The sequence below is a fragment of the Gemmata obscuriglobus genome, assembly GCF_008065095.1.
Classification (GTDB): Bacteria; Planctomycetota; Planctomycetia; order Gemmatales; family Gemmataceae; genus Gemmata; species Gemmata obscuriglobus.
Genome location: NZ_CP042911.1, coordinates 8,460,940 through 8,486,491 on the forward strand (window position 1 = coordinate 8,460,940; position 25,552 = coordinate 8,486,491).

Genomic DNA, 25,552 nt, shown 5'->3' on the forward strand with positions numbered 1-25,552 from the left:
CGCAAACAGCGCTGTTAGCTGGTCGTCGGTGAGCCCGGCGAGGTAGTCGATTCGGTGGTTGAAGGGCGGGTTGGCGAGCTGGACGAGAAGAAGTCGCTTGGCAATCCGAGCGTCACCCGGACTGCCTCTAAGACTTTTGGGTCGTTGGTCGCCCTGCTCACCATGAGTGCGGCGATTTTCTTGGCCTCGAGTTCGACGAGCCGCTCGGCCAGCTCGAACGTGAGCCCCTGATCGCGGCACATGATCGTCAGCAACTTGGCCAGCCCGAGCGGTGTCATCAACCGCTTGACGACGATCTCTCCGCCCCATTCATACACGCCTGCGGCAACGTCCTGCCCGTGAAAGCGCTCGGCCCGCTCGCGGGCGGCGTCGTCCTGGTAGCGGCGGCGCGCAATGCCATCGTAGGCGAGTTGCTCGAGCCACACTTGGTACTCGCCCTGATGCGCATTTGTGGGCTTGCCGATCCGGTAGGTTTTCCCGTCGAGAACGAACTCGGTCGGGGCGTTGACGAAGTCTGCGAGTGTCACCCGATGTTCTCCGTGAACGCGCCCTGGCTCTTAACCGTGCAGTCGTACATGACGCGGCCCTTGACTTCCCCGCCGTACTTGGCCCGAAACACCTTAGCGTTTGGGAAGTGGTACGCCGGCACCACGTCGTTGAGGTTCGTGTACAACTTCAAATCTTGGAGAGCGGTGCCGGTCGCCACGCCGCTGAAGTCGCCGTCCACAATGTCGACGACGAACGTGATGTTGACTGTTGCCCCGATGACCCCACCTTCCGGCCAGTCGTAACCTTCGTCCTCGCCGGTAGTCGCGTCCAATTCCTGTAGCTCTGGGCCCACGCTCCACATCTGTGCCCCGGGCACCAGCACGGGACTCATGCCACCCATCTTGACGGCAATGTGACTGCCTGAAATTGGGGGCATGTCTCAGCTCCTCCACCGCGCGCAGGTGATCGGGTATTTGTCGTCCGCCAGTTCGCCGACGGCGGTCGCGCGCCACCAGCGCCCGGCGGTGTCGCGCAGGTAGTCGGTTTCGGCTTGCGGCACGAGGTCGCGGAGCCCATGGGAATCCACCAGCCACGTCACGGATTCGCTGGCCTCGTCGTCGCCGGGCTTCAGCGCCGCGGACAACCCGGCGATCTTGCGCGAGGGCGGCGCACCCGGCGCGGGCAATCGCTGGAACAGCGGGATGTATCGCGTTTCTCGGCTCACGTGCGTGTCTCCAAAACCTCGACGGTAAACACCTGTGTCGAGAAGTTGAACGCCTTGCTTAGCGCGCCCGGGTCGAACGGCGCCTTGCCCACGGTGGTGACGGTGTTGAAGTCGGTCACGCCCGCCCAACTGCCGACCGCCTGCAACTTTTTCCGCACCCGATCGAGCCAGTCGCGCACCGCCGGATCGTCGCCGGCCTTCTCGCCGCCGGCGGTCACGATCGTGACGGCGCAGGGGTACTTCACCAGGTCGGTTTCGGCGTCGATCTTTTCGACGGCCCCGAACTCACCCACGCTCACCACGACCTGGGGGAGCCCCTTGCGGTCGCCATCGGGTACGCTCGGCGTTTTCCGCTTGGTGACCGGCACCGCCGTTGTGAGCGGTTCACCCGCGGCCGGGCGCGTCAGCCCCAGCGCTTCGACCGCGGCTTTCGCGGCATCACCAACAGCCTCGCTGACGCTCAGTGCCACGGCCCGCTACCTCTTGATCACCACGTTCGCGGTGTACACCTGACCCATTGCGATCTGTTCCAGGTCCGTTACCACCCACACGGTTCCGCTGGCCTCAGTGATGGTGTCTTTCGCCTTCAGCGCCCACGTGACCCGGTCTGCTTTGATCACGAATCGCGTGGCATCAGAACCCACATCGCCACCGCCGCCCACGCCGAAGGGCTGACGCCGGCGACCGCGTTTCAGCGCCGGCACCGCTGCTACTGTTGTGACAGCGGTGCCGGCGTCCGCATCGGCGCGGGTGACGGTGACCGGAGCGAGCAGAGGCGCCATCAACTGCTCGAAGTCCGCGCCGATGTTTGCGAACGCTTCGGCCCACGGATCGGCCACGGTTTACCTCGCAACGCTGCGGTGCGTGAACACAGGGTTGGTTTCCGGAGCGGCCCCGGGAATCGCGCGCAGGCTCTTCTCTTGCTCCAACAGGCTCTCGTAATAGCTCTTGCGGTCTATGCTCACGCCGTCGATCGTGTAGTTCGGCAGTGGATTCGCAAGCACTTCCGCGATCTTCGCTGTCACGTCGCGGTAGGCGGCTTGCAAGTTCTGGAGCGGGGTCGGCATCGGCTCGTTCTCCTTTGCCCGGCCGATGTCACGTCAGTCCGGCAGAGCCAGCGATGCGCCGCTGAGCAGGCGGTCCCACAGTGGCGCGCGAGGCTCTTCGGCGGCCATCTTGTTCCGCATCCACATGACGGCCTGTTGCATGCGGAGCGAGGTCGCATCGTCCGGCACGGCCAGGCCATAACGTCGGCCGCCCAGGTGCGCCACCAGAACGGTGGCTTCAACGCCGTTCACGTCACGTCTGGTGGCGGTGACCTTCTCGGGCAAGGTCACTCGCGTCCCGTCCGGATGCACTAAATCACGTCCGTCAATCCGCATCGTGGTTGCCCCTCAGTCCGGCAGCTCGGTAACGACCAGGCGGACGGCCTTGCTGTCGATGTCCTCGGGATCAACCTTTTCGGCGCGCAGGTATTCCGCTTCGGCCTCCGCGCGGTCCGGTGCGAGGACATACCGTTGGGTCCGCACGCCCGAGGGGTGCCCTTCGAGGCGCAGTTTGAAGCGCTTCAGCCCGCCGCCGGCGCGGTCTGACGGTTCGCACAGTCGCGCGAGGCCCGAGGCGGGCGCGGTCTCTTCGGCCCCTTCCTCCGATTCCTTCGCCTTGCCGGCGCCCTGGCGCCCCGCTCTGCCCGGAGTTTTCCCGGTGGCTTTCGGTGGCGTCGGGGCTTTGCTCTCGGTCTGGCTGCCGCCGGCCGCGAGCGCTGCCGCGGCGGCCTGAAGTTCGCTGGTCTGGCTCTCGGCCATGATCGTTGCCCTTTGTGGTCAGGGTGTCAGACAGGGGCCGCCCGGCGCGCGAGCGGTCGCGCTGTCACGCGGTGCATTTCACCATCTTGCGCGGCTGGACGGTGCTGAACGTGCTGCGCTTGGACACCTTGCTCTGGAAGATGATGTCCTGATCGAACTCGAGTTGGCTGCCGGCGCCCATCGTGGTGACCGTCAGCGGCCAGTTCTCGATCTGCTCGAACGCGGCGCCGATGTCGCCGATGAACCAGGTGGTGTCGGAGCCGGACACGGCCCGGAACAACTGGCTGCTCATCGCCTGGATCTGGCCGACGATATCCCCGGTCGGGTTGGGGATCTCCGCGGAGGCCGGGTTGCCCGAGGTCGCGAACCCGGGCGCGGTGCGGCGCACCATGCCCTTGAGGGCGAACGGCACGGTGAAGGCCAGCGCCGGGGGAACGCAGATGTGCTTCACGGTCACGTTCTGCGGCTCGCCGGTGGCGGGGTCGAGCATCTCCACAAGGCACTGCCACGCGGCCTGAACGTCGGTGTAATCGACGAGCGCGTTGGACGCGACGAGGTTATCCCAGGAGTGGAGCCCGCTGTTGTCGCCGTAGGTCGGCAACGGGCCGTAGTTGCGCCAGCGGTAGCGATACTGGTTCTTCGGGGTCTCCCCCGCGTCCACGATGCAGGTGATGGCGCGCTTCTCGTCGCTCACGCCCTGCCACTCGCCCAGCGAGTCGAGCTTGGTCATGAACTCGCCGGTCTGGTCGAAGAACACGGCTTCCTTCGTCGCCCGCGCGACCATCCCGCGCTTGCGGGTTTCGGGCGTGTCGGTCCAGTCCTCGCCGACGCCCACTTCCGGGTACGGCTTCCCCTCCTCGACCACATCGCTTTCGTCGCCCACGTGGGTAACGCCCGGGATGCGCTCGAACTTGAACTTACTCGGACGGGTCGGAATGGCGTTCACGAACACGCGGGCAGGCACATCGTAAGCGGCGAGCACGCGCTCGTAGGCGAACTGCTGGGTGATGTTGAGGAATGCGGTGGTGCTGTTCGCGCCCGCGGACTCCTCGACTCGCGCGGCACGTAGCACCCCGTGCGCGCGCTCGGCGCAGTCGCCCAGGTTCTGGCGGCAGTGGCGGAAGTTGTTCCACCCGAAGCACTCGACGAACAGGTCGCCGAGGTCCAGGTCATCCGTGCGGATCGCGCCCCCGCGGAGCGAGGCCCGCAGCCCGGCCTCCGTTTCCGCCGGGTGGCGTTTGTACGATTCAACCAACTTGGCGGTGTTCATTGCGTCGGTCCCGGGTGGTCTGTGGTGGGGGCGTTGTTCGGGGTCGGGTGTTAGCGCGCCTGCCAGCAGCCGATGTAATCGACCAGCGTGGTTTCGAGGCTCGTGCTGCCGTTCTTGCCGCCCACGAACAGGTTGACGTTCGCGATCGCGGTGAGCAGCAACTGGTGGCGGATCGGCTGACCGGTCGCGGCCGAAATCATGAGCCGGCCGTCGATCGTGGGAACGCAGGTCGCGTAGTTGCCGAACGCGTCGAGGATCTCGATGCCGAGCTGCTGGTAACTCGCCCCGCCGGCCGCTTCGACGCTCTGGCTGACGGTCACGTCGGTCCCGTTGCGGGTGACGAACCGCCACACGTTTTCCCCGTCCACCTTGTAAATCGCGATCACCGCGCCACTGGCGCGCATCCCACCGCCGTTGTCGACGATCAGGTCCGCCGCCGGCGACGAGGCCAGGCCGAACGCGACGTTGGCCGCCGCAGTGTTCGCCTCGGTGAACTGGATCAGCGCTTCGGCGTACAGCGGTTTGTTGGCCGCCGGCTTGAACAAGGCGTTGGTGGTGGCGAGGTACGCTTCGTCGTTGTCGGCTACGCTTCCGTCGGAGTTGGTGAGCGTGGCGATCCCGCCGACGCCGGCGGCGGCGATCGACCCGGCGTCGGTGAGGACGGCTGTCCAGAGGTGCGGACTGATGTACCAGGGGAAGTCATCGTAGACCCCGTGCAGGTCCTTCGCTTCCTTCAGGACTTGGGCCATGCGAACGATGTTCATGGTCGCGGTCTCGTGTGGACGGGTTAAGTGGACGGGCAACGGGCGGCGGGCTCAGCCGATCAGGCGATCCACGCCGCGAACTCTTTCGGGTCCGACGGGGGCGCCCCCTCGGTGGCCTTCTTCGGCGGCGTGATGGCCTCGGTGGTGATGCGCCCCCGGCCCGCGCTGCTCGGCCGCTCGGGAACGTCGGCCGGGGCACCACTCGCTTTCTTGAGCCGCTCGGCAACGGCTTTACGCCGCTCTTTTGGAGCCGCTGCGATCGTGTCCAGGTCGGCGCGATCGGGCCGGTAACCGATCGAATCACACACGTCCAGCGCCTCGCTGATCGCGTTGCTCGCGGGCCGCCGGCTCTCCGGCGTGGTGTCGTCGCCGTCGTCGCCGCCCCCGGTTTCCGGGTCGCCGTCCTTATTCGGGGTGCCGTCCGTGTTCACCTTGGCGTGCGCGGCGAACATCTCTTTCAGCTTGCCGAGCACCTCTTTGGCTTTCGCCGGGTCGTCGAGACCCTGCTGAACCAGGCCCATGCACGCCTGATTAAAGGCCGCGGTGATGCCCTCGCTCGGGTCCGCATCCCCCGCAGGCTCGTCGACCGGTGAATCCATCAGGCCGCCCATCGCCGCGTCGTCCTCGGCGACCAGTAGCAGCTTGCGCGCGGCCCGCTGGCGCGACTCGACGAGTCGCCCGCGGAGTCGATCGATTACGGCCCGGAGCGTCGTCTTCACGGCGGTTCCCTCGAATAAGCCTTTGGTGGTGGCAGGTTGAGCGACGAGATCGATCGACTCGACGGAGCGGATGGCCTCGACCATTTCGCGCCCGCCGGTGCCGGGCCGGGTGTCACAGAGCGCGACGTGGCTGAAGCCGAAGAGCGCGGGGTTGCGCTCGGCGGCCTCCATGACGCGCTCGTACATCGGATGCGATTTGAGGAGGTTCAAGGTGCCGCGCGGGCGGCCGTCGGGTCCGGGGCGGACGTTGGTGAACCACCCGAGCCGGCGCTCAACAGTGCTCTCGCGGCTGTGGTCACAGTTGACGGGCCGGCCCTCGTACTTCGCGCAGTCGCGCTTCAGCACGGCAACGGGGTAATCGCGCCCGTTGGCGCTGCTGGTGCCGCAGATGAGCACGCCGTCAATGGTGCCCGCGGTGCGGTTCGGCTTGGCGCCGCGGAGTGGCTCCGCGGTCCACTCGCGCACGAGTTGTTGGGTGGTGGCCGCTTCCGCGACGCGCTTTTTCTTCGCCATGCCCCGGCCGATGTCACGCGGCCGGGGTTGCGTTGCTCTGGAGGTGTTTCAGCAGCTCGGCCAGTTGCTCGGGATCGTCCGCCATCGCCTGAAGGCGCTCCGCGGTCGCGTCGTCGCCCTCGTCGCGGGCCTGAAGGATGGCGGCGGTGAGTACGTCGTTCATCGGTGTTTCGGTCTCCTACGCGAGCCGCGCGTTCGCCTGCTCGTCGGGCGTTTGCGGGCTGTGCGGTGGTTTGTGCTGTTTGTTCAACTCAACTTCCCTCAGCGCGTCAGTGATCCAGGCGGCCTTCTCAGCCTCACTCGCCGGGGCGTCGGGTGAGGTTGTCGAGCGTGCTTCGGATCGCTTTCTTTGCGTTTTCGAGCGTTTCGGCGCGGGCACGGTCCTTCTCCTTTTTGGTCTTGGCTTTCTTCATCTGCACGGCGCCGGCGTCGAGCGCATCGGAGATCGCACCCTTGCGGTTCGCCAGCAGGTCGTATGTGTTACTGTGCGACTCCAACTCCTGAGCGCGGCGCCTGTTCTCGTCGGTGTTGAGCGAGTTGCCCGCGTCGGCTACGCGACCGGCCCGGCGCGTGCTGGCGACGGCGCGGAAGTCGTTCAGCTCCTGGGCGAGGGCGCTGCGCACGTGTCCGGCCAGCTCGGCGCGCTCGACGAAGGTATCGTCCTCGCTCTCCTCGTCACCCCACAGCGTGCTGTTGACGGTGGTGACGGCGGGCACGGCCGCCATCTGTCGGGCCAGTTCTTCGACGGTCCGGTTCGACAGGTCCTTGCCGCTCTCTTCTCGCTTGTCGAGCAGCTTGAACAGCTTCTCTTGCCGGTCCGGGTTGTCGAGGTGCTTTGCTACGGCCAGAGCCTTTTCCGGTTCCAGCGTGCCGCGTGCAACGCGATCAAACGCCTTGTCGTTGAGCTTGGTCATGGTGGCCGCATCCTCGGCCAGCTTGCCTTTCAGGCTCACCCCGTGCTTCTCCAAATCGGCCGGGCTGACCCCCATGTCCCGCATGAACTTCGCCGCATCAACGGCGGTGCCGCGGCCCTCCGCGATGTTGATCAACGCCCCTTTCGCGCGAGCTTCGCGCGCGTCCTTGGCTTGGAGGTAACGCACAGCCAGATCCGGGTGACCGGTGCGCGCCGCGAGCTCGTGCCGGTGGTGGCCGTTGACGATGTACGTTTCTCCGTCCGCCGGATCGCGCCACACGCTGACCACCCCCGCGAACTCGGGGTTGAACGATTTCACCCCTTCAAGTTCCTTCGTCACGCCGGCCGGGTTGTTGGTGTTCAGCTTGAACTGAAAACGTCCCGGGTCCACCTTCAGTTCGTGGGTCGGCACAGTCCGCACCTCGCCGGGCTTCGGCGGCGCGTTCGCCGGTGCGGCCGGAGCGGTCTGCGCGCCCTGCTGGCGGACGTGCTCGACCAGTCGGCTTGCGAGCGCGGCTTTGCTGCCGCCGATCTTCTGCCGGAACTCCAGGTTGAGCGCCCGCAGGTCTTCTTTCGACAACCCGGCCGCGTGGTCAGCCAGCGCTTTGACGTCTGCCGCGCTCAGGCTCGACGGATCGGCCAGCGCGCGCGAAACGACGTGATCCGCGCCGCGCTGCTGTGGCTGAGTGTTTTGAGCCACTCCCGCCCTCACCCAGCGCTTCACCTGATTGCCGTTGCGATCGGTGATGGTCATCAGCGTGAGACCGGCCCGGGCCTCGGTGCTGAGCAGCGCGTACAGCGCCTCACTCACCCACTCGTGACCTTCCGCGGTGCGGCCGATGTGCTCGCTTGCGACCGATTCTTGATGACCGGTCTTCACGAGCCCCTTGATTGCGAGCTGCCGATCCGGCCCGCGCACCGGCTGACGCACCACTACCACCGCGTCACCGGTCCAGGCCGATGCGCCGTCAGCGGTGTGGTATAGCGCCCCGTCAAACTTCGTCGTCTGGCCGGCCTCCGGTCCCTCGAACGTGCCACCGAACCAGCGGATCACGTTCGCCAGATGCTCGGCGACTTCGGGCTTGCCGTCTTTGATCGCGTCGCGGTGAACGGCTGCAAGGCGCTCGACGGTCGCGTGCCGCCGAGCTTCGGGCGAGAGCGGGACCTGCTCGCCCGGCACGTTCCACGCGGCCGTTTCAAGGTAATCCCGCACGTCCTGTGTGGGCGCGGCCTCGGCAAGATGGTTCAGGTACTGTTTGTCAGCAGTGGGATGCTTTTTCAGCACCGCAGCGCTCGGTGCGCGGCTCGTGTTGCCGGTGTCCTTCTGGGGCGCCGGCGCGGGTACAACGTGGCCTTTCTTCAAAGTGAACCAGCGCCCGGAATCACCTTGCCAGGTCTCCCCCTCGCTCTTGGCCTCGGTGGCGATCTCGCTTTGCTCGGCCAGCGCGGACCGCAACCCTTGCTCGACGGTCGCGGCATCCGGTGTGGGCGCCTGCACCCCGAGCTGCTCGTGCAGGTGCGCGAGCAGCTCGGCGATAATCTCCGCCCACTCGTTCACGCCGTCGGTCTCGACGGCTTCCGCCCGACCGCGCACCTGACCCGCCGCCCACGCGCCGGCCTTCACGATCAGTTTCGACGCGATCGAAGCCACCAGATGCCCGGAGATCCCCACGCCGATCGTGTCGGCGAGGTTGGCACTGACAAAGTCGGCGTTGCGCGGGTTCGCGGTGCCGCTCGATGTGTTGGGGTTGTACCCCAACTTCCCGAGATCGCTGGGCGTGTCGAAGATGTCCGCCAAGAGGCTACCGAGCGCCGCGGTCTTGGGGGAGTTCGCGACCTTGACCGCCCAGATGTACGTTTTCGCCGCGGCGGTCAGAGCGACGTCTTTCGCCTTCGCCACCACAGACGCCGCCGGCCGCTCCGCTTCCGGCAGCGCGGCAACGGCCTGGTCGATGCCGCCCGTGATGTCGGCGCGGTCCTGGTCGGGCACCTGCTCGACGGTGCCATCTGCGCTGGGCTTCGTGCCCGCATCCGAGTTGCCCGCCTGGGGTTGGGCGACCTGCTTCCCGTCCACGTAATGCCGCTTCCGCCCCGCGGCGTCGGTGATGTCGCCGGTGAACTTCTCGCGCAGGATCTGCTCACCGAAGATGTCCGTCGGGTTTGGGCTGCTCCCATCCCCGCCGGCGCTGCCCGGCGGTGTCGAGGTCGGATCGGTGGGCGCGGGAGGTGCGCCCGGGGGAGGCGAGGCCGGAGGTAGTCCCCCGCCGCCCTGGTCTGGGAACTTGGCCTGCCACTCCGCGATGTCCTTTGCCACCTGATCGGGCTCGGCACCCGTCGATCGCATGAATTCGAGCGGGCTGGCGCACTTCTGCTGGTACAGCGAAAGGAACGTCCGCGCCTTCTTCTCCTCGTCCGCGATCACCACCGGGCCGGCAGTGGCGACCGGTTTGACGCGCTTCGAGGTTCCCCGCGCTAACCGGCCCGAGCGCTCGCAGAACTCGAGTACGCGCGTCGCCACCCGGCACGCGAACGCCTTCACCCGTTCCTGCCGCCCCTGTGTCAGCCGCACGAACGGCGACCCCGTTACCAGCACGCTGGCGAAGCTCGCGTCCCCTTCGCCGCTGAAGTAGCTCGGGCACCCCCAGCGGAACCCGACGCCCTTCAACACCAACCGCTCAACGGTCTCGAACCCGGCCGTACCGCTCGACACCGGCCCCGGTTTCACCTCGCGCCCGCCCTCGGTGCGCACGACGGTTCCCGCCTCGTAACCCGTCACACTGGTCGATGAGCCGGGGTTGCCCGCGGGCTTAACGCGGCTGTAGTCCTCGCCCATCCGAACCGAGTTGATGACCTGATCGAGAGTCGCGTTGGGGTACTGCTCCCACCACGCGATGGCTGCTTGCACCCGGGCCACGTGGGCCATGTTGTCGAGCAGCCCCAGCACCTTCCGCAACTGCTCGCCCACCGGGAAGAAATCGGACAGCCCCCGCTTCACCGTGCGGTCCACGTTGGCCTTCATCCGCACGTACTCGGACGACGCCACCTGCCGCCCCCGTGACACGTTGGCCGGATCGCAGAGCCAGAGGCCTTCTTCGCGCTCGTCGTCGCCCTCGGCGGTGATCACTCCCCACCCGAACGGGTCCAGCGTGCTGTGACCGTCGGGGGTGCGGATCAACTCCGGCTCGATGTGACGCACATAGGGCAGCCCGTCCGATGTGTCGTCGCCCACAAAGAACCGCAGCGTCGTTTCACCCTCCACGATGAGCCGCCGCCGACATTCCTCCTCGCGATCCTCTTCACCTTGCCCCCACTCTGCGAACTCGCACCACTCCTCCCACAGCGCGAGGCACGCTTTCGCCACCGCTTCGGCCTGCGCGTCGCCCCGCCGGCGCGGCACGAACGCCAGTTGCATCGAGCCGACGAAGTTGGAGATGTGGTCGCGGAACCCGAGCGCGAGGTGATTGCGGATGCACAGGTCACGGGCCAGCGCCACATGCTGCCGCCACTCGTCTTCGTTCAGGTACGAGAGGGGCGCTTTGGTGCGGTCCTGGGTGCGCTGCGCCGGGCGGTTCACACGCCACGAGCCGTAGCCGGGGAAGCCATCGCCGGCGTCCAGCCAGTCTTGAGGCGAGAGTAGGTTGTCGAGTGACAGGAGGGTTTCTTCGAGCCGCCGCACCTTGGCCGCGTGCTCACGCTTCAACTGCGCGAGCGATGCCGACTCGACGGCCGGAGCGCCGGGGAAGTGATCGGATACGCTCAGCGTGATGGCGGCAGGGTACATGCCCGGCCGATGTCACTCACGCCGGCAGCTCGAACGTGACGCCGGGCCAACGGCGCTGAAAGAGCAAGCGGTTCAAAAAGCAGTTCATTTTCCAGTACGTGTCGGGCGGATCGGCAACGTCGATGTCGTCGTCGCAAAAGTTCACCCACCGATCGGCAATCAGGAACGAATCAAGCGGGGGCGGGGCCGGGTTCACGATGTGCGTCACGGTGTCCATGCTCAATAGCGCCGTCAGGCGAACGCGCGCGACCGGGTGGCTCGCGCGGGCCTCGTCGCCGTAATTGAACCACGCGCCGGGCGAACAGACGACCTCGTCGACAAAGCCGCGGCGCCAAACCACCTCGTCGGGCCACCGCCACACCTCGCGCGGCCACAGGTCTCGTTCGCGCGCGAACAGCGCGGGCAGATCGCCCGACACGTCACCACGGGCAACCGCCGCGATCCGGCACTGCACGCGAACGAACTCCGCCCGCCGCTCGTCCCCGTGCTGCGCGAGCCAGTCGGCGTACACGAGCCGCGGCGTGTCCTCGTCGGGCTGCGCGATGATGGCGGCGAGCAGGGCCGTTTCGTCGGAGGTGACCGGCGCGGGCACGAGGCCCGTGCCGTTGCAGACGTGGCATTCGAGGGAGAACGGTAGGGTTGGCGTGTGCAACCGCCCGCCCTCACATGGGCGCCCCATGTGCGGCCCGACCGCCGTGCAGGCGACCATGAGCCCGCTGCCCGGTGTACCGGTCACGTTCCGCCTCCCACCAGCTCCTGGAGCCGAATCACTGCCGTCGCCAGCGCGTCGGGGCCGTCGTCGTGGTCGCCGTTGAACAGGTCGCGCAACTGGTCGACCAGCATCCGGCCCCCGACGGTGTTCCGAACGCGCAACTGGCCGCGGCGCAGGTAATCGTTGAGCACGCGGATGCGCGTCTCCTTCTTGATGACCTGTGTGCGTTCGGTGTAGGTGAGCATGACCGGGCGGCCAGCCTCGCGCCGCTCACGCAGGATCTGCTCCGCGGTCGGCCGAAACAAGCCCATCGTGTTATTCACCTCGGCGACCAGTTCCAGCGGCCCCCAGCTCGCGGCGAGGTCGATGGCGCGCTCCACCCAGCCCGGCTCGCGGCGCATCTCGCAGTCCACGTACAGCAGCCCGAACCGGGACAACCCGAGTTGCACGTGAGCCTGAAAGTCGCTCTTGTCCGAGTTGCCCTTCGACGGGTCGAGGGACTGGAGTTTCAGAACGATGTCCGTGGGCCACTGCTCGAACCAAAGGTCCGTGCGGTCGAACAGCTCCGCGGGCCACTCGGCCCCCTCGATCGTGCCCGGAACGCCTTGGTACTCCGTCTCGAAGCCGGACGCCCCGATCGTCGCGCGCAGCAACATCAGCTCGACCAGCGGCCAGCGCTGCGGCCAGTACACGCGCGCCCCCCGGTCCATCGCCGCCTTGCGTGCGGCGTAGTACGCCCGGGCGGTCTCTTCGCGGTTGGGGTCGGCGAGGTTCGATGCAAGGCGCGCGAACTCCGACCAGCTTTCCATGTCATCGGGCCAGCGGTGAACGGCTCGGAACGTCCGGCCGGTCCACCCGGGCAGTTGCCCGATGCGCACCGCGACGGCCTCACGATGGAGCGCGCTGCCGACCGCCAAGAAGTTCGTTCGCTCGTCGCCCGCGGGCATCACCTCACGCGTCGCCCACTGCCACGCGCGGGCGCGCTTCACGGGGCTGGTCACGTCCTCGTTGTTCTGAATGTCGTCGAAAATGATGAGGCTCGGTCGGTTGCTCCGGTTGCGGCGCCCGCGCACCTTCTTGCCGGAGCCGAGGGCCTCGATCAGCGACCCGTTGCGGAGCCTCAAACGCGACTCCTTCCACTCCGGGCCGGTGCCCGTTGCTGTGGGGTAAGCCGCGCGAAGCAGGTCGTTCTCTTCCAGTTCCTTGCGGATGTGGCCCAACAACAGATCGGCTTGGTCGCTCGAATCGGACAGGATGAGCGTATAGGGCTCCCACTTCTCCAGGGCCGCGCGGAGCGGATAGGCTAGCGTGTTCCAGGTGCTCTTCGCCCCCCCACGGGGCGCAATGTAGCTCAACCGCGAACCGCGCCGCGTGTGCAGGCCGTCCAGGTCGCGCTCGAAATCGGCATGGAAATCGGCCGGGGGGAACCGACCGAAGTATTCCGGCAGAAACTGGCGGTTCCACGCACCGGGGCTAAGTGTCCCGGCCTCCCACTGCCGCAGCGCGGCGACGAGGTCCGCGACGGCGTCAGGTGGAAGGGCCGACAATTGCTCGTCGAGCTGCTGCGAGGACAGCGCGCTTATCGGCGTCGGTGAGCTTCGACGTGTCGATTTTGGGCCGGTCCTGGTGCGGGCCATCTTCTTTGAGCAACCCAAAGTGCTTCGAGAGGATTTCGAGCGCCCGCAACTTGTCCCAGCGCTTCACCTTCACCGTCCGGACGATGTTGACCTTCAAGCGCGCCCGCTTCAACTCGCCACCGTGGGCCTGCGGCTCGCGGCTTTCTTCCGGCTCTGAGTCGTCGGCCGCGAACTCCTCCTCGGTCTCGACCGCCGCAACGGTGGCGTCCGTTGCCTCGTCCCATTCGGTCGGCGGCTTGAAGGTGCCGTCGTCGCGGTACAGCGACTTGTTGCGCTGGAACGCGATCAGGCCAAGCTCTCGGATGACGCGCTGAGGGGTGATGCCGTCCGCCGCGGCCGCGGCATCGAACAGTTCGGCCACCCTCTTCGAGATGTCATCATTTGCTAGCAAACGTGGGGCATTCGCACGCGCCGCCGCACGGCTCGCTTTCGGGTACGCGTCCTGATAAGCATCGGTCGCGTTGAACTTCCGCGCGATGTACCGGACACAAAACAACTCTTGCTGTGCTGTGAGGGCCATTTCGTTACTCCGTTGCGGCCTCCGCTTCGAGGTCCGCCAGGACCGCCAGCAACGAATCCATTAGCGGCCAGGAGTCGCCGCTAAGCGGCACCCCGTGACGGGACGCGATCCGTTCCAGGCGTGCGCGGTGGGGGCTGCGCAACAGATCCGGTAGCACGCCCGTCGGCTGCGGCGGAGCCGTTTTCGACGGCCGCTTCATGCACACGAGCCGGCGCATCGACTGCTCGAACGCCTTCAGCGTCCGGTCGAGCGGGGCAAGTGAACACCCCTGTTCAGCGGACATGTCTGTCGCCTTTGCCAGATCCTGAATCACCCGCGTCTGGCTTACACCTTCGGCGCGGGCAATGTCCCGCGTGCTGGCTCCGGCGGCGCGGGCGGTAACGACGCGTTGCAGCCGCCGGGCGCGCGAGGCTTCCTGCTCCTCGCGTGTGAGCTGCCGCCGGTCCACGTTGAGCGCCAAGCACTCCGCACGGGCCTGCTCGTCGGTGAGTGTGCCGCGGTGCTGAACCGGCAGGTCCAGCCCCATTTCGGCCGCGATGGTGATGCGGTTCGCCCCGTCAATGACGCACCGTTCACCCCAAACGGGGCTGTCGTACGTCACCACCCGCACCAGCACTTTCTTGTGCTGGCCGATGGACACGCGTAGTTCCGCGGCCTCGCGCTCGGTGAGGGGCCGGATCAGGTCCGCGAAGGGCAACTGATAAAGCAGCCCGCAGGCGCGGACAATGGGCAACGAGTGAGCCATTGGCTTCCGGTTCGTACAGGGGAGGTTAGTGCCCGTTTGACGGGGCTGGCTTCACTTTGGTTCGTCGTCCGGCGGTGGGGTGCCGGTTGCCTTCAATGACCAGGAAATCGCCGCTGCCGCTCATCAGGGCCGTTGCCGCTGCCTCGGTCGGAGCGTCGCCCACCCGCTCCCAGCGGGCTCGCTTCACGTGGAGCTTCCGCCAGAGCACAAACACCGGGGTGGTCACAGCGGTGGTCACAGCGATTTTTTCGCTATGGACACTCGGAACCCTTTGTTTTCTAGCCTTGGTCATAGCGGTCACAGCGGTCATAGGCTTTTAGAAGAAAGAGCTAAACACTTCCGTGGTCCGGTGCTCTCGGTCACCTCAGCCGAGACGACCGAGACGGCAGGCGGGCGGCGCCGTGTGTTCTCGGGGATAAGGAACGCTGCGCCCGCTGTGACCGCTGTGACCACCCCTTGCACCGCAAGCACTTGCGGTGTCCATAGCGAAAAAATCGCTGTGACCGGGGAGCCGGTTCGGTGTGACCACTACGGTGGAACGTCCTGATCGGGACTCCACCCGGACGAGTCCCGGCGCTTCCGGTCGTACTCACCAAGCAAGATGTCCGGCCGGCCCCCCTCGCCCCAGGACACGCCGGCGTACACCTGCTCGCGGTCCCGGCCGACCCGCTTCCGGACTTTGGTGACGCCCTTGAACACCTTCCGCAGCTCGACGCCGAAGTTCGCGTCGTTGAGCGAGAGGAACTTGCGGGCGCGGCACCACTCCACGTAAGCGGCGTACACCTCAGTGGTCCGAACCGTCTTGTCCGCGTCCGCGAGCTGGAGATGATCCTCCAGAAACTGCCGATGCGGGTTGCAGATCTCCCGGTGCTCAGCCTTCGCCGTCTCGCCAACCTTGGACGACGAAAACCCGCCCTGCTGGTACAGCCGGTGCAGCCCCGCGAGCGCCCAATTCAGCACGCCGGGCAGCTCGCCGGACGCGATCCACCAACCGGGGTCGCTCATCCCGTGAACCTTCTCGCCGTCGGTGATCACAGTCGTGAACGGCACCAACTGGTAACGCCGCCAAACGCCCTCCGACCGGTCCGCGAACCGCGGCAGGGTGTTCGTCGAGAGGAGCAGCCGGGCCGTGGGCCGGGCCGAAATCGGGGCCTTGTTCTTCCGGTCGAAGCTCATCAGGTCCGCGCCGACGAAGCTCTTCAACTTCGCCTCCGCGACCTTGTCCAGTTCCCCGACCTCGGCCACCGCATTGACCAGCTTCCCGAGCGTGACGCCGAGCGCGAACCGCTCGCCGAACTCCTCCAGCGGCACCGACGCGTAGTTGTGGTCACCGATCAGCGCCCGAAGGACCGCCAGGAACGTGCTCTTCCCGTTCGACCCCTCGCCGGTCAAAACGAAGAACTGCTGGAATCGGGTGTCGAACCGGAGCAGGTAACCGGCGATCTCCTGCAGAATCAGTTGCCGCTCGCGGTCCCCGTCAGTGACGCGCTCAAGGAACGAATCGAACCGCGGGCACTTCGCGGAAGCGTCAAAGGCAACCGGGATCGCGGCCGGCGTGAAGTACAGCGGGGTGGCGGGCACGAGTGTCGGGGCGCCGCTGGCGAGCAGCTCGGCCACGTCGAGCAGCCCGTTGGCGCACGCGATGTACTCGCGCTGCTCGGCGGCCGGACGCACGCGCGGAATCCGGTTCGGCCGGGGCGGATCGGCCGACAGCATCGCCGGCCAAGTGGTGTCAGCTTCGAGGTGAACCATCGACGCCGCGGCCGTCACCGCGTTGCTGATCTTCCGCGTGTCGAGCTTCGGCACCGCGGGCCGGGCGCCCTGCCGGCCGCCGTGCTCCCAAGCCGCGACCGCGACCAGGTGCGCCGCCTCGCACTCGGCCCGCAGGATGTTCCAGCCGCGAAGATCGAAGTCGTTGTCCGCAACGGTGACGTACTTGCCCGCCCGCCATTCCCACCACTCGCCGCGGTGGTAAATGGCGGTCGGCAAGTCGCCCTGTCGGGGCACGAGCAGCCGCCCGAGCCGGTGCGGGTCCATGAACTCCTCGTGAACCGGTTCCTCGTCGCCCTCGCCGGCGGCCGCCCCGCCCTCCGGAGGGGCGGGGGAATCCGGTCCACCGACGACAGGGGCGGCCGGGCGCACGCGGCGCGGGGCATACCCCTCGTCGCGGAGCCGCTCGGCCAGGCGGGCGAAGTCGCCCCCAAACTCCAAATGGCAGCGGAGCCAGCTCGGGTTGAGCCCCTGGTTAAACGGGATGCCGGCCGCGTCGGTGAAGCCGTAAAAGAGCGGCACACCCGACACGACCATGATGTTGCCGCTCTTGTCGCCACCCTTGCCCGGACGGCGAAAGTCCCAGCGGGCACCCCGGCGCCCCGCATCGACCCAACCGTTTCTCTCCAGCATGTCCGCAACCGACCGCTCGGTAGCAGCCGCGTTGAACGCCGCAAACACGTCCGGACCCGAAGCACCTCCCGCGGCAACGGCGGTGCGGGTCACGCGGGCGGCACGAGGCGCCGGGGCGGGCCGGAGTTGCGGCGCCTGCGGGACTTCGAGCGCGTCCGGCGGGATCAGGTCCGTCGGGTCGCCGGTGAGCGAAAGCACGTGATCGACCGCCCGGGCACCGTCGAGCCAGTTCGAGCCGTCATACACCCGCGGCCAGAAATTGCGCTTGTGGTGCCGGCCCACCAGCCGGAGCCAGTTCCCGTACTTGGTGCTCTCGTTGATCTCGGTTTGCTTGGGGAACGTCTCCGGCATCTTGCCGAAGCCGAACTGCGCGTAGTCGCGGACGAGCCAGCGCCCGAACGCGAACAGCGAGCTCCCGGCCACCGGATCGGCGAACAGGGCGAGCAGGTGATACCCGCCGGAGCCGTTGGATTCCGCGAGCACCGGGCGGAACCGCAACTCGACGAGTTGCGCGTAAACGGACAGAGCGAACCGCTCGTTCGCGGCCGGGTCGCACGGCTGACCGGGGTGCGCGTCGATGTCCACCCCGACCCATTTGCCGGTTCCGTCCGGCCCGATCGCGTGCAGCCCCATCACGTGCGGGGTGTCGATCGCACCGAAGTGACGGACGAGCCGGGCGTGATCAACGAACCCGGCCTGCGCCCCTCGGCTCGGCCGCGTCGTCCGCTTCACCTCGCCGTCGTCGCCGATGTAACACCCGCCGCACCGGTCCGTGCGGTTCACGATGCGGAGCATCGCCCACCGGGCCAGGTCGTCGGCCCGCTGGCGCCACGCGGTCGCGTCGCTGCTTACCGTTTCGGTCACCACCGGCCGCCCTCGCCCACGTGCCCCACGTCCGGCCCACCGCCGCCCCCGTCACGCGTCGCCCGCGAGGTATCCCGGCACCTCCGCCAGCCCCAGCGCGTCCGCCACGCGCTGCCGACCGATCGCCACGTACGGCGCCTCGCACTCGATCGCCAGGCACCGCCGCCCTTCGAGCGCGGCCGCAACGGCAGACGTGAACGAGCCGGCGAACGGGTCCAGCACAAGCCCGCTCGCCGGCGCGATCTTCACCAACTCGCGCAGCAACTCGGTCGGCTTACCGGTCAAGTGGTGCTTATCGGCCTGCTTCACGCCGACCGAGTAGAAGCCCGGTAGCGGTGCGCCTTCGAGCGGCCGCGGCCCTTTCGTGCCCCACACCAGATACTCACACGATGACGTGAACCGCCCCTGTGTCGGCCTCGCGCCCGGCTTGTGCCACGGAACGATGCCGCGGTAGACCCACCCACCCGCCTGGATGGCGTCCACGGTCACGGGAAGCTGGCGCCAGTCGGCGAACACGCCGCAAATGGTTCCGGGCCGGGCCGCCCGTAAGCACTGAGCGAGCCACAGCGCCGACCAGTACCCGTAGGCGCGCTGGTCGCGGGTGTCGCCGGCAAACGCCGGGTACTCGCGCCTGGTGCCGGTCTGCTGGTACTTCTTGCGGACGCCGCTGATCTTGTCCCCGCGGGTGAACCCGCCGCTCGAATACGGCGGGTCCGCGAGGACCAAATCGAACGCCTCGCTCGGCAGGTCCACCAGTACCGCCAGCGACTCGCCCTGAACGATCCGCACCGGTTCGGCCGCCGTTGGCAACTCGATCTTCATGCCGTCCCCTGGTTCGCGTCAGTCGGGCGTGTCCGCCGCACCCGAGCCACAAGCAGATTGCACGCGGCCCCGCGGGCGGCCTCACGCCGCTCCGGTATCTCGATCGCGCGGGGAACACGGGTGGTAAGCGAGTGGGGTCACTTGGAAGCGACCGCCCGCCTCTTGCGTCGGTGCCGCAGTGCCCTGACGGCATGGGGATGAACGGATTGCGGCGTCACGTACGCAACGCTCTTCTCGCCAGTCGTTGAGCCCTCGCGGGCCTGAAGCATCTTGGTGGCGCCCGAGAGCATCAGCGACACCCACGACTGGCCGCGCCCCAGGTGCTCGGCCACGTCGTAGGTGCGGCCGTGCAAATCGGCGCGCAAGAGGTACGCGCGGAGTGCCTCCCCGTAGGCGGCGGGTACTCGGGTGCTGTACACCAGCACGGTATCCTCGCTCTCCACCTCCCAGCCCACCGGCAACTCGTCAGCCGGCAGCGTGTCGGCCACGGTCAGGTCACGCCAGTCGGCGGAACCCGAGGCCGGGGCGCTCGCATGCACCACGCTCGGCGCCCGGCCTTCGTTCCGGAGTCGCCGCGGAATGCCCATGCCGCGACCGAGTTCGGTGCGGGCCATGTCGATCACGCGGCCGGTTGCGATCTGACGCGCCCACGATTCCCAGGTGCCCGATTCCGGCCGGTACGACGCCGCCGCCTCGCACAGGGCGTACAGCGCCTCGGCCCGGTACTCCTCGACCAGCCCCGGGCACTTCCGGGCCATGCGGTTCGCCACCGACAACGCCAGCGCGATGCTTTCCGGCGCGCCGGCCAGATCCCGTTGCTCCGGCGTCAACGGGGGGCGTGTGTTCTGCGGCCATCCCATATTCACCCTCCTCAGATCCTGCGAACCAACGAGAAGACAACGAACGACCGCGGCACTTCGGGGAACTTCCCGGGCCTTAAGTGAACCGAACTCCAGATGTGGAGCGGCTCGAGCACCTTGTCCGGGATGAGCCTCCCGATCCGCGCCTCGGCGAGCGTGCCGGCGGTGAGCCGGTAGCCGTCGCGGACGTGCTCGGCGAGGACGCACCCGGCCGGGAACTTGCCGTCCTTGTCCCACTGCTCGAACAGCGATAGGACCGGCTCGCCCGGGGGCAGCTCGACGAACTTCCGAAGCGGCTCGCCCTGCGGCCGGCCGCGCGGTGGGGGCGTGTTCTCGTCGAAGTCGTCGGCCGGCTTCGGCGGGGGAGCGGTGACCGGCGCGGGTGCGGACGCCCGACCCGGGGGCGGGTCGTCGATGCCCGCGAGCAGGTCCGGAACGAACTGGCCGACCGACTTCGAGACGGGCGGCGGGGTCGCACCGGCGGGCACCCGCTCGGCGCAGGTGCGTTTGTGCTTCCCCCCTTTGGTCCGGCACACGTCGCCGGACGAAGAGCCGCACTTTGGGCACGAGATCAGGATGGGGTCACTCATTTCGCACCGGCCCTCCGCTCTTGTTCTTCGCGCTCCAATTCCGCACGCGCCGCGGCGAACTCCTGATCAGTGGGCCACCGCCGACCCGTCACCTTCGCGCAGATCCGCTTGAGGTGCGCGAAGCCGCGGTCCACCACACCGAGCCCCGCCGCATCCCCCGCGAACTCCCGCCGCATCAGGTCGTACCAGTCGAACAGCAGCCGGGGGAACAGCACCGCCGCGCTCTCCGCGCTCGGCTCCGGCCCGTCGTCCACCGGGTCAAGCCCGAGGTGCTTGCGCGCCAGCTCCCGCCACACGGACGGCACCTGATCGCTCCCCGCCAGCCACACCACGTAATCGGGCGGGCACTCCGCGAGCGTCTCGCCCTGGTGCTTGCCGAACGACAGCCGGGGCGCGGGGCGCGTCATGCGTCGTACCCCAGCCGGGCCGGAGCAACGGCCCGCGGCCGCAGGTCCGCCACGACATCACAGAACACCGTGCCCGCGAGCCGTCCCGCGGTCTCGGCCGTGCGGATGCGAGACACCCGCCTGACCGAGTGAACCGCGATTGCGCCGGGATTGTCCCCGCCGCGAACCGCCCGCCAAGCCGCATCGGTGTCCGGCGGCTCGCTCGCCGATAGCGTCACGGCAAAGAAGGTGAACGTGTGCTGCGTCCGGAACTCGATTGCGGTGATCTCCCAGAGCGCCTTCCGCGACTGTGCGTCGGGCGCGGGTAGTGCGGCAACGGTCAGCATCATTCGCCCCTCCGGTACTTGGCCGACGGCTCGGCTTGGCCGATTTCGATGCCCGACGAGTACACGTCGTCGAGCCAGTCGCACAGCTCGGCGGGGCTGCTGGCGATGAACATCACCTCGCCCGCGAGCCCCGGCGATTTGCAGCCCGGTGCGAAGTACGCCACGGGGCACTTGCGACCGACGTAGATGCCCGCTGCCAGGTACGCCACCGGCTCCGCTCCGTACACGAGGACAACGGCGTCGATCCGGGTGACCACCCCGAGCGGCACCGGGGTCATGCCGAGCCGGCGGATTTGCCGCTCGGCGGACTGGTCGGCGCGGTGGTCACGCCCGTTTGGCAGCAGGAGCACGTTCACGCGCGGCCCTCACGCGTGCGCTGTTGGAGTCGCACCCGGAACCGTTCGAGCACCGCGTCCGCTCGCGACCCGCCCGACGGCTTCGCGAGCGCCGCACGGGCGCACACGCCGATTCGTTCCTTGGCCCGCGGCTTGGCTGACTTGATGCCCATCACGTACCCCCTTTGACTCTCTTGGGTCGAACCGGCACGGGCTTCCCCGTCCGGCCCACGTAAGCGGCCTGACTCAACAGGTCCGCGTGCGTGTTCTGCTCGCGCGGCACCCACACCGCTTTCCACCGGCACCCGAGCGTTGTCAGGTACTCCAGGCACCGGTCCCGGCACTCGCGTAGGCGCTCGTCCCGGCACTCCCAATCGCCCGTGAGCTGGTTAATCACGAGTTGGGAGTCACCGAGGATCGTGATCCCGTCCGGCCTGATCCCGAGCGCGACCAGCGCGCCGATTCCTTTCCCGCACGCCACCCACTCGGCGAAGTTGTTGGTCATCCGGGCGCCGGCCCCGATCACCCCGCACCCCGCGAGTGATTCGAGCGGCGCGTCGAGCCCCTGGGCGATCCACCCGAAGCACGCGACGCCCCCGGGGTTGAACGGCTCACACAGACCGTCGAAGAAAATCGTGATCACCCGCCGGCCTCCCGCTCCTGTTGCAACTGCTTCTTCCGCCGCCGCCACGTCCGCGACCGCTCCCGCTTCGCGCGCCCCTCCTCGACCAATTGCACGAGCAGGCTGGAAATCGTGTGCTCGCCCTGGAACCGGGTGCGGCTCTTCGCAACTTGCTCCTCAAGCCACGCGAGCAACTCACGCGGACAGCGGAACGTCACCCGGGGGCTACCCTCGCTCGGCATTGGGCGTTCTCCGGCGGGGGTGTCAGACACCCCCGCGTATCTCAGGTGCCCAACGCGATCGTCAGGAGGAACGTGGCGGAAGCGGTGGCGGCCGCCGCGACGAGCGCGATGAGCATCGCGTCGAGCAGGGGCGCGGGCCGCACAAACATCACCGGCCCGCACTCACCGCATTGGAGGTTCGCGCTCACGAGCCCGCGGACGTGGAGCAGCTCCCCAAACTCATCACGGCACTTGGCACACATCACACGGCTCCGGGGAACGTGGGTACGTAGCAGCCCCACGGCGTTCACGCCGCCAGAGGCAACTCGGACTTATCGCAGTGGATTCATGCCCCACCCGGGGAGCGCTGCCGCGCTCATCAGCCGCGCTCGACCCGGGCAGGTGCTCTCACACCTTCGCGAACTCGGCGCGAAGTGCTTTCATGGCTCGATCCGCCGCACTGTTTCGCGCGGCGGGAGTACGTGCGGCAGGTTGCTCGACTCCGGCGGATGCGGTCTCGAAGAACCTGGCGATCGCTTCCTTACTGGTCACCCGGCGGCCGCCGATGCGGGCAGTCTCCAGCTTGACGCGGTCGCCGCTCATGAGCAGGCCGGTGTCAGCCCACCCGTAAATCGTCTTCGGTGACGGCCTCTTCCCGCCGATCGCGGGGCACGCCGCGGCGGCTTCGGCAAAGGTCAGCACTGACTCAGTGAGTACACGCGGCATGGGCGTCATGGGTCACTCCCCCGCCGGAACGGGGGCACCAGCGAACGACTCCGCTCGCTTCGCTAGTTCCTCGGACGCGAGTCGTTTAGCTGGTTCAAGAAAGTGCATGTCGAGATAGACAGCAACGCTCACGCCCGCGCCGAACGCGGCAGCTCCAACGGCGTCCGCAAAGGCACGCGAGGAACTCACGGTCGTGACTTTAGGGCGATCAGGGGGTGCCGCTTGAGTCGCGTGCGTCTGCTTTACGGTGTGGCTCGCCATCAACCCCTCCGCTTCAGCTATGTCATATACACATATATGCCATAGCTGAATTCCGGTCAATATACGCCGTAGCAAAATGTGCGGATTGTAGACGCGAAGATTGAGAGGCGGTACAGTCACAATCTTGGCCCTGGCGCGGGTGCGCCGGGAAGGGTGCCTATGAGTGCGGTAAATACGATGGCGAAGGGAAAGAACAGTGGCGGCAAGCCCACGCCGCCGCCACCCGACCAGCAATCCTCGCGAGCGCCAGAGGGCGCCGGCGAGGCAGAAGAAAAGAAGGCGTACACCACTCTGCGGGTGCTGATTCCTGACGCGGAAGATATCGCCGAACTCGCAGACCGCCTCGGTATGAATGTCGCCGAGACTTACAAAAAGCACGCTCGCCCTATTGTAAGAAAGTTGCTTATCGATTTGGCTAAGAAGCGGCTGAAAGAGTTGGAGGAACGGCCAGATGATGAGTGACGGCCACAAGCCTGACCGTCATGCCATGCGGAACCTGTTTGCGGCCGAGATTAGCAGGCGCGAGCTGGCGTTTCTTCTTCTGGGATGCGAGTCAACCCGTGCGGCACGTCTATGACCTCGATTAGCTGCCGGTCCCGACCGCGCACGGTCAGGCAGAACGCATCCTCGCTGGTGGGGTCGAAGTCGCACAAGTTCTCGGTACTCTCCGCCAAGACCTCTGCGCGCCCGTCTGGGGCCGTGTAGATCAGCTGAAGGAGTCCCCCTTCAGGTACGGCGACGTTGCCACCTCTGCTGGTAGATCCTTTCACCGCGCCTTCTCCGAAAGCCGTGCCTCGCGCACCAATCTGTTGCCGGTCTCCCGGGATGCGGTCGAACACGAGACCTGAGCACTGCGCGTCCATGCGGTGTATCCTCGATCCACACATAGCACCGACCCAAAGACCCCCACAGGAAATTATTGACTGATTTCCGTGCGCGTTAGTTCACAAAACCTGACTTTTTGTTCACTGCGCATGTGGTGCCTTTGGGAACGCAAAACACCCCCGCACTCCGAGAATTATGCCTGGAGTGTGGGGGTGTCGAAAGGCTGGAGGGCACAAAGGCGCTGACGATTTTGACGATTCCGCGGGGCGCGCTGTAAATTCCGCGGGTTCTGCCGGATGCGCTGCGCTACTCAGCCTATCTTGCGCGCGATTGCTGAAGCGAGCTCTAGGTTGCGTTCCGCGTACACCTGAGTGACGTCGGCTTTTGAGTGGCCGAGCAGTACCTGGGCGGCCTCCAACCCGAAGATTCTCCGGATCTCGGTGCCGTAAGTGTGCCGCAGTTGGTTCGGGTGCCAGTGTGGCACACCGGCCTTTATGCACGCCGCACGCACCGACTTTCCGTAGGTGTGTCGGGTGTAGATCTCCGGCGTCTTGTGCTTCAGCTCCGCAGGCTTCTTCTTCCGGCTCTCTTGCGACGGCTGCACCTTCGTTTTGCGTTTCGCGCGCAGGGCAGCATACCGCTCAGCTTTGGCCCGCACGGGACTGAATACCACGTCGTCCGGTTGCAGTTTGTCGAGGATCGGCCCGAGGATTTCGGCGGCTTCCGGCCCAAAGAGGATTGTTCTGGTGGCCCCCTTGTAATCGGTCTTATGCCGCGGCGGCCGGTACACCCACGGCAGCGCAGTGCGATCGACCTGGCCGGCGCGCATCCGTTGCACGTCCTGGGGCCGGCACCCACTCAACCGCTGCACGAGAGCCATCGCGCGCACCGTCGGATTGAGGAACGGCAGGGCCGCCCCGACGTGCAAATCGAGAACAGGGCCGACGGGCTCGGACTCGCGTACTTTGGTGCGCCCGAGTTCAAGGCCAGCGACTGTGGTGAGCGCGGTGTACGTCGTGATCGGCACAAGTTCCTCAGATGCGGCCCACTTGAACACACGCCGCACGCGGTTCGCGCGTGCGTTGATAGTGCCGCGACACAGATCCAATTCCGGACTCATCCACTTTTTGCGCACCGCCTTCAGCGCGAGCGGGCCGAACTCGACGGCTGGCTTGTGGCCGTACAGCTCGAGAACCTCCGCCAGCGACTCCTTCAGCCACCGGATTTCGCTGGTCGGGTTCCCGTCGCGGTCACGGTAGTGCTCTTTAGCGTGCCCCCAGAATGCAAGCACCATTTCGGCTACCGTCAGCGAGCGGGGAGACTTGGTCGTGGGAGCGGCTGCCACGGCCGGGGCCTGCGCCGCCAGTTCCGCCAGGACGCGTTCGTATTCCTTTTTCGATTCCGCGGAGCCGTATGGTCCGAGGTAAACGTCTCGCCCGGCAACGCGAACACGGGCCTGTCCTGACGGTTTGTGGAGGAGGTACTTCGGAACGGGGTTTCGTGGGCGCGCCATTCGTGACCTCGGGTTTCGTGGTAGCTTACCACGAAACTAGACAAATCACGACGGTACTACAAGTTCAGAAGTGACGGAAATCGACAGGGAAACCAAGCATTCGGCGAATAGGTCGGGTGGGAATCGAACCCACGGTTGCGCGCTCATCAGACGCGTGCCTTACCACTTGGCTACCGACCTGTGTA

General features: G+C 67.0%; 32 protein-coding genes and 1 tRNA gene. 1 reads left to right on the forward strand and 32 read right to left on the reverse strand.

The genetic code is table 11. The features are described from left to right. Positions 1-14: 14 nt before the first annotated feature. The 30 genes from GobsT_RS35095 to GobsT_RS35230 form a co-directional block, all read right to left on the reverse strand. Positions 15-527 carry a hypothetical protein gene (locus tag GobsT_RS35095; RefSeq protein WP_010038327.1) on the reverse strand — a complete coding sequence of 171 codons (513 nt, stop codon included), beginning with the start codon at positions 525-527 and terminating at the stop codon, positions 15-17. Then, positions 524-925: a hypothetical protein gene (locus GobsT_RS35100; protein WP_148087986.1), complete on the reverse strand. Its 402-nt coding sequence runs from the start codon at positions 923-925 to the stop codon at positions 524-526. Before GobsT_RS35100 ends, GobsT_RS35095 begins: the two co-directional genes overlap by 4 nt. A gap of 3 nt (positions 926-928) precedes the next feature. Further along, on the reverse strand, positions 929-1,213 hold the full coding sequence (locus tag GobsT_RS35105; protein WP_010038325.1) for a hypothetical protein: 285 nt from the start codon (positions 1,211-1,213) through the stop codon (positions 929-931). Next, positions 1,210-1,683 (reverse strand): hypothetical protein, encoded by a 474-nt coding sequence (locus tag GobsT_RS35110; protein WP_010038324.1) that lies wholly within the window; start codon positions 1,681-1,683, stop codon positions 1,210-1,212. The genes GobsT_RS35105 and GobsT_RS35110 overlap by 4 nt, the downstream gene beginning before the upstream one ends. 6 nt (positions 1,684-1,689) lie before the next feature. After that, complete coding sequence (locus GobsT_RS35115; protein ID WP_010038323.1) at positions 1,690-2,052, reverse strand: hypothetical protein; 363 nt, start codon at positions 2,050-2,052, stop codon at positions 1,690-1,692. 3 nt (positions 2,053-2,055) lie between these two features. Continuing rightward, on the reverse strand, positions 2,056-2,280 hold the full coding sequence (locus GobsT_RS35120) for a hypothetical protein (protein WP_010038321.1): 225 nt from the start codon (positions 2,278-2,280) through the stop codon (positions 2,056-2,058). 33 nt (positions 2,281-2,313) lie between these two features. Further along, positions 2,314-2,550, reverse strand: a complete 237-nt coding sequence (locus GobsT_RS35125) for a hypothetical protein (RefSeq protein WP_010038320.1) — start codon at positions 2,548-2,550, stop codon at positions 2,314-2,316. Positions 2,551-2,607: 57 nt separating this feature from the next. Next, positions 2,608-3,018, reverse strand: coding sequence for a hypothetical protein (locus GobsT_RS35130; RefSeq protein WP_010038317.1), 411 nt, complete (start codon positions 3,016-3,018; stop codon positions 2,608-2,610). A gap of 64 nt (positions 3,019-3,082) precedes the next feature. Beyond that, a complete protein-coding gene (locus GobsT_RS35135) occupies positions 3,083-4,288 on the reverse strand; it encodes a phage major capsid protein (RefSeq protein ID WP_010038316.1) in 1,206 nt (401 codons plus the stop codon). 50 nt (positions 4,289-4,338) lie between these two features. Beyond that, on the reverse strand, positions 4,339-5,052 hold the full coding sequence (locus GobsT_RS35140; protein WP_010038315.1) for a hypothetical protein: 714 nt from the start codon (positions 5,050-5,052) through the stop codon (positions 4,339-4,341). Between the two features lie 59 nt (positions 5,053-5,111). Beyond that, the gene (locus tag GobsT_RS35145; RefSeq protein ID WP_010038313.1) at positions 5,112-6,284 is read right to left on the reverse strand and encodes a hypothetical protein; all 1,173 of its coding nucleotides are present in this window, start codon (positions 6,282-6,284) and stop codon (positions 5,112-5,114) included. Between the two features lie 13 nt (positions 6,285-6,297). Then, positions 6,298-6,447 carry a hypothetical protein gene (locus GobsT_RS38520; RefSeq protein ID WP_010038312.1) on the reverse strand — a complete coding sequence of 50 codons (150 nt, stop codon included), beginning with the start codon at positions 6,445-6,447 and terminating at the stop codon, positions 6,298-6,300. A gap of 133 nt (positions 6,448-6,580) precedes the next feature. Further along, complete coding sequence (locus GobsT_RS35150) at positions 6,581-10,978, reverse strand: phage portal family protein (protein WP_010038311.1); 4,398 nt, start codon at positions 10,976-10,978, stop codon at positions 6,581-6,583. 16 nt (positions 10,979-10,994) lie between these two features. Continuing rightward, entirely contained in the window at positions 10,995-11,714 is a 720-nt protein-coding gene (locus tag GobsT_RS35155; RefSeq protein WP_010038310.1) for a TIGR02996 domain-containing protein, read from the reverse strand. After that, positions 11,711-13,237 carry a hypothetical protein gene (locus tag GobsT_RS35160; protein ID WP_010038308.1) on the reverse strand — a complete coding sequence of 509 codons (1,527 nt, stop codon included), beginning with the start codon at positions 13,235-13,237 and terminating at the stop codon, positions 11,711-11,713. The genes GobsT_RS35155 and GobsT_RS35160 overlap by 4 nt, the downstream gene beginning before the upstream one ends. Then, positions 13,218-13,847 (reverse strand): terminase small subunit, encoded by a 630-nt coding sequence (locus GobsT_RS35165; protein WP_010038307.1) that lies wholly within the window; start codon positions 13,845-13,847, stop codon positions 13,218-13,220. Before GobsT_RS35165 ends, GobsT_RS35160 begins: the two co-directional genes overlap by 20 nt. Before the next feature lie 4 nt (positions 13,848-13,851). After that, the gene (locus tag GobsT_RS35170; protein WP_010038306.1) at positions 13,852-14,592 is read right to left on the reverse strand and encodes a hypothetical protein; all 741 of its coding nucleotides are present in this window, start codon (positions 14,590-14,592) and stop codon (positions 13,852-13,854) included. A 25-nt stretch (positions 14,593-14,617) separates the two neighbouring features. Then, entirely contained in the window at positions 14,618-14,830 is a 213-nt protein-coding gene (locus tag GobsT_RS35175; RefSeq protein ID WP_010038304.1) for a hypothetical protein, read from the reverse strand. A gap of 290 nt (positions 14,831-15,120) precedes the next feature. Next, positions 15,121-17,859, reverse strand: a complete 2,739-nt coding sequence (locus GobsT_RS35180) for a DNA primase family protein (RefSeq protein ID WP_232068444.1) — start codon at positions 17,857-17,859, stop codon at positions 15,121-15,123. A 51-nt stretch (positions 17,860-17,910) separates the two neighbouring features. Further along, positions 17,911-18,681, reverse strand: a complete 771-nt coding sequence (locus GobsT_RS35185) for a DNA-methyltransferase (RefSeq protein ID WP_010043572.1) — start codon at positions 18,679-18,681, stop codon at positions 17,911-17,913. A 137-nt stretch (positions 18,682-18,818) separates the two neighbouring features. Then, on the reverse strand, positions 18,819-19,541 hold the full coding sequence (locus GobsT_RS35190) for a sigma factor (RefSeq protein WP_010043570.1): 723 nt from the start codon (positions 19,539-19,541) through the stop codon (positions 18,819-18,821). Between the two features lie 11 nt (positions 19,542-19,552). Next, on the reverse strand, positions 19,553-20,131 hold the full coding sequence (locus GobsT_RS35195) for a hypothetical protein (protein WP_010043568.1): 579 nt from the start codon (positions 20,129-20,131) through the stop codon (positions 19,553-19,555). Further along, positions 20,128-20,538 carry a hypothetical protein gene (locus tag GobsT_RS35200; RefSeq protein WP_010043566.1) on the reverse strand — a complete coding sequence of 137 codons (411 nt, stop codon included), beginning with the start codon at positions 20,536-20,538 and terminating at the stop codon, positions 20,128-20,130. The genes GobsT_RS35195 and GobsT_RS35200 overlap by 4 nt, the downstream gene beginning before the upstream one ends. Then, positions 20,535-20,867 (reverse strand): hypothetical protein, encoded by a 333-nt coding sequence (locus GobsT_RS35205; protein WP_109571403.1) that lies wholly within the window; start codon positions 20,865-20,867, stop codon positions 20,535-20,537. The genes GobsT_RS35200 and GobsT_RS35205 overlap by 4 nt, the downstream gene beginning before the upstream one ends. Beyond that, on the reverse strand, positions 20,864-21,220 hold the full coding sequence (locus GobsT_RS35210; RefSeq protein WP_010043562.1) for a hypothetical protein: 357 nt from the start codon (positions 21,218-21,220) through the stop codon (positions 20,864-20,866). The genes GobsT_RS35205 and GobsT_RS35210 overlap by 4 nt, the downstream gene beginning before the upstream one ends. Beyond that, positions 21,217-21,372, reverse strand: a complete 156-nt coding sequence (locus tag GobsT_RS38525) for a hypothetical protein (protein ID WP_010043559.1) — start codon at positions 21,370-21,372, stop codon at positions 21,217-21,219. The genes GobsT_RS35210 and GobsT_RS38525 overlap by 4 nt, the downstream gene beginning before the upstream one ends. Then, the gene (locus tag GobsT_RS35215; protein WP_010043558.1) at positions 21,372-21,842 is read right to left on the reverse strand and encodes a ribonuclease HI family protein; all 471 of its coding nucleotides are present in this window, start codon (positions 21,840-21,842) and stop codon (positions 21,372-21,374) included. Before GobsT_RS35215 ends, GobsT_RS38525 begins: the two co-directional genes overlap by 1 nt. Further along, positions 21,839-22,063 carry a hypothetical protein gene (locus tag GobsT_RS35220; RefSeq protein WP_010043556.1) on the reverse strand — a complete coding sequence of 75 codons (225 nt, stop codon included), beginning with the start codon at positions 22,061-22,063 and terminating at the stop codon, positions 21,839-21,841. Before GobsT_RS35220 ends, GobsT_RS35215 begins: the two co-directional genes overlap by 4 nt. 41 nt (positions 22,064-22,104) lie before the next feature. Further along, positions 22,105-22,305, reverse strand: coding sequence for a hypothetical protein (locus GobsT_RS35225; protein WP_010043554.1), 201 nt, complete (start codon positions 22,303-22,305; stop codon positions 22,105-22,107). 145 nt (positions 22,306-22,450) lie between these two features. Beyond that, positions 22,451-22,777: a DUF1580 domain-containing protein gene (locus GobsT_RS35230; protein WP_010043552.1), complete on the reverse strand. Its 327-nt coding sequence runs from the start codon at positions 22,775-22,777 to the stop codon at positions 22,451-22,453. 411 nt (positions 22,778-23,188) lie between these two features. Between GobsT_RS35230 and GobsT_RS35235 the strand changes: the two genes are divergently transcribed. Further along, entirely contained in the window at positions 23,189-23,491 is a 303-nt protein-coding gene (locus GobsT_RS35235) for a hypothetical protein (protein ID WP_010043550.1), read from the forward strand. A 673-nt stretch (positions 23,492-24,164) separates the two neighbouring features. Here GobsT_RS35235 and GobsT_RS35240 read toward each other — a convergent pair. Beyond that, positions 24,165-25,367 carry a tyrosine-type recombinase/integrase gene (locus GobsT_RS35240; protein ID WP_010043548.1) on the reverse strand — a complete coding sequence of 401 codons (1,203 nt, stop codon included), beginning with the start codon at positions 25,365-25,367 and terminating at the stop codon, positions 24,165-24,167. A gap of 108 nt (positions 25,368-25,475) precedes the next feature. Further along, a tRNA-Ile gene (locus tag GobsT_RS35245) sits at positions 25,476-25,547 on the reverse strand. Positions 25,548-25,552: the final 5 nt, after the last annotated feature.

Coding starts and splice junctions, on each gene's coding strand:
- GobsT_RS35130 (WP_010038317.1), bottom strand. CDS start 3,018: ATGGCCGAGAGCCAGACCAGCGAACTTCAGGCCGCCGCGGCAGCGCTC.
- GobsT_RS35170 (WP_010038306.1), bottom strand. CDS start 14,592: ATGGCTCACTCGTTGCCCATTGTCCGCGCCTGCGGGCTGCTTTATCAG.
- GobsT_RS35200 (WP_010043566.1), bottom strand. CDS start 20,538: ATGACGCGCCCCGCGCCCCGGCTGTCGTTCGGCAAGCACCAGGGCGAG.
- GobsT_RS35225 (WP_010043554.1), bottom strand. CDS start 22,305: ATGTGTGCCAAGTGCCGTGATGAGTTTGGGGAGCTGCTCCACGTCCGC.
- GobsT_RS35165 (WP_010038307.1), bottom strand. CDS start 13,847: ATGGCCCTCACAGCACAGCAAGAGTTGTTTTGTGTCCGGTACATCGCG.
- GobsT_RS35140 (WP_010038315.1), bottom strand. CDS start 5,052: ATGAACATCGTTCGCATGGCCCAAGTCCTGAAGGAAGCGAAGGACCTG.
- GobsT_RS38525 (WP_010043559.1), bottom strand. CDS start 21,372: ATGGGCATCAAGTCAGCCAAGCCGCGGGCCAAGGAACGAATCGGCGTG.
- GobsT_RS35195 (WP_010043568.1), bottom strand. CDS start 20,131: ATGAGTGACCCCATCCTGATCTCGTGCCCAAAGTGCGGCTCTTCGTCC.
- GobsT_RS35190 (WP_010043570.1), bottom strand. CDS start 19,541: ATGGGATGGCCGCAGAACACACGCCCCCCGTTGACGCCGGAGCAACGG.
- GobsT_RS35230 (WP_010043552.1), bottom strand. CDS start 22,777: ATGACGCCCATGCCGCGTGTACTCACTGAGTCAGTGCTGACCTTTGCC.
- GobsT_RS35220 (WP_010043556.1), bottom strand. CDS start 22,063: ATGCCGAGCGAGGGTAGCCCCCGGGTGACGTTCCGCTGTCCGCGTGAG.
- GobsT_RS35100 (WP_148087986.1), bottom strand. CDS start 925: ATGCCCCCAATTTCAGGCAGTCACATTGCCGTCAAGATGGGTGGCATG.
- GobsT_RS35120 (WP_010038321.1), bottom strand. CDS start 2,280: ATGCCGACCCCGCTCCAGAACTTGCAAGCCGCCTACCGCGACGTGACA.
- GobsT_RS35150 (WP_010038311.1), bottom strand. CDS start 10,978: ATGTACCCTGCCGCCATCACGCTGAGCGTATCCGATCACTTCCCCGGC.
- GobsT_RS35205 (WP_109571403.1), bottom strand. CDS start 20,867: ATGATGCTGACCGTTGCCGCACTACCCGCGCCCGACGCACAGTCGCGG.
- GobsT_RS35135 (WP_010038316.1), bottom strand. CDS start 4,288: ATGAACACCGCCAAGTTGGTTGAATCGTACAAACGCCACCCGGCGGAA.
- GobsT_RS35145 (WP_010038313.1), bottom strand. CDS start 6,284: ATGGCGAAGAAAAAGCGCGTCGCGGAAGCGGCCACCACCCAACAACTC.
- GobsT_RS38520 (WP_010038312.1), bottom strand. CDS start 6,447: ATGAACGACGTACTCACCGCCGCCATCCTTCAGGCCCGCGACGAGGGC.
- GobsT_RS35185 (WP_010043572.1), bottom strand. CDS start 18,681: ATGAAGATCGAGTTGCCAACGGCGGCCGAACCGGTGCGGATCGTTCAG.
- GobsT_RS35240 (WP_010043548.1), bottom strand. CDS start 25,367: ATGGCGCGCCCACGAAACCCCGTTCCGAAGTACCTCCTCCACAAACCG.
- GobsT_RS35235 (WP_010043550.1), top strand. CDS start 23,189: ATGAGTGCGGTAAATACGATGGCGAAGGGAAAGAACAGTGGCGGCAAG.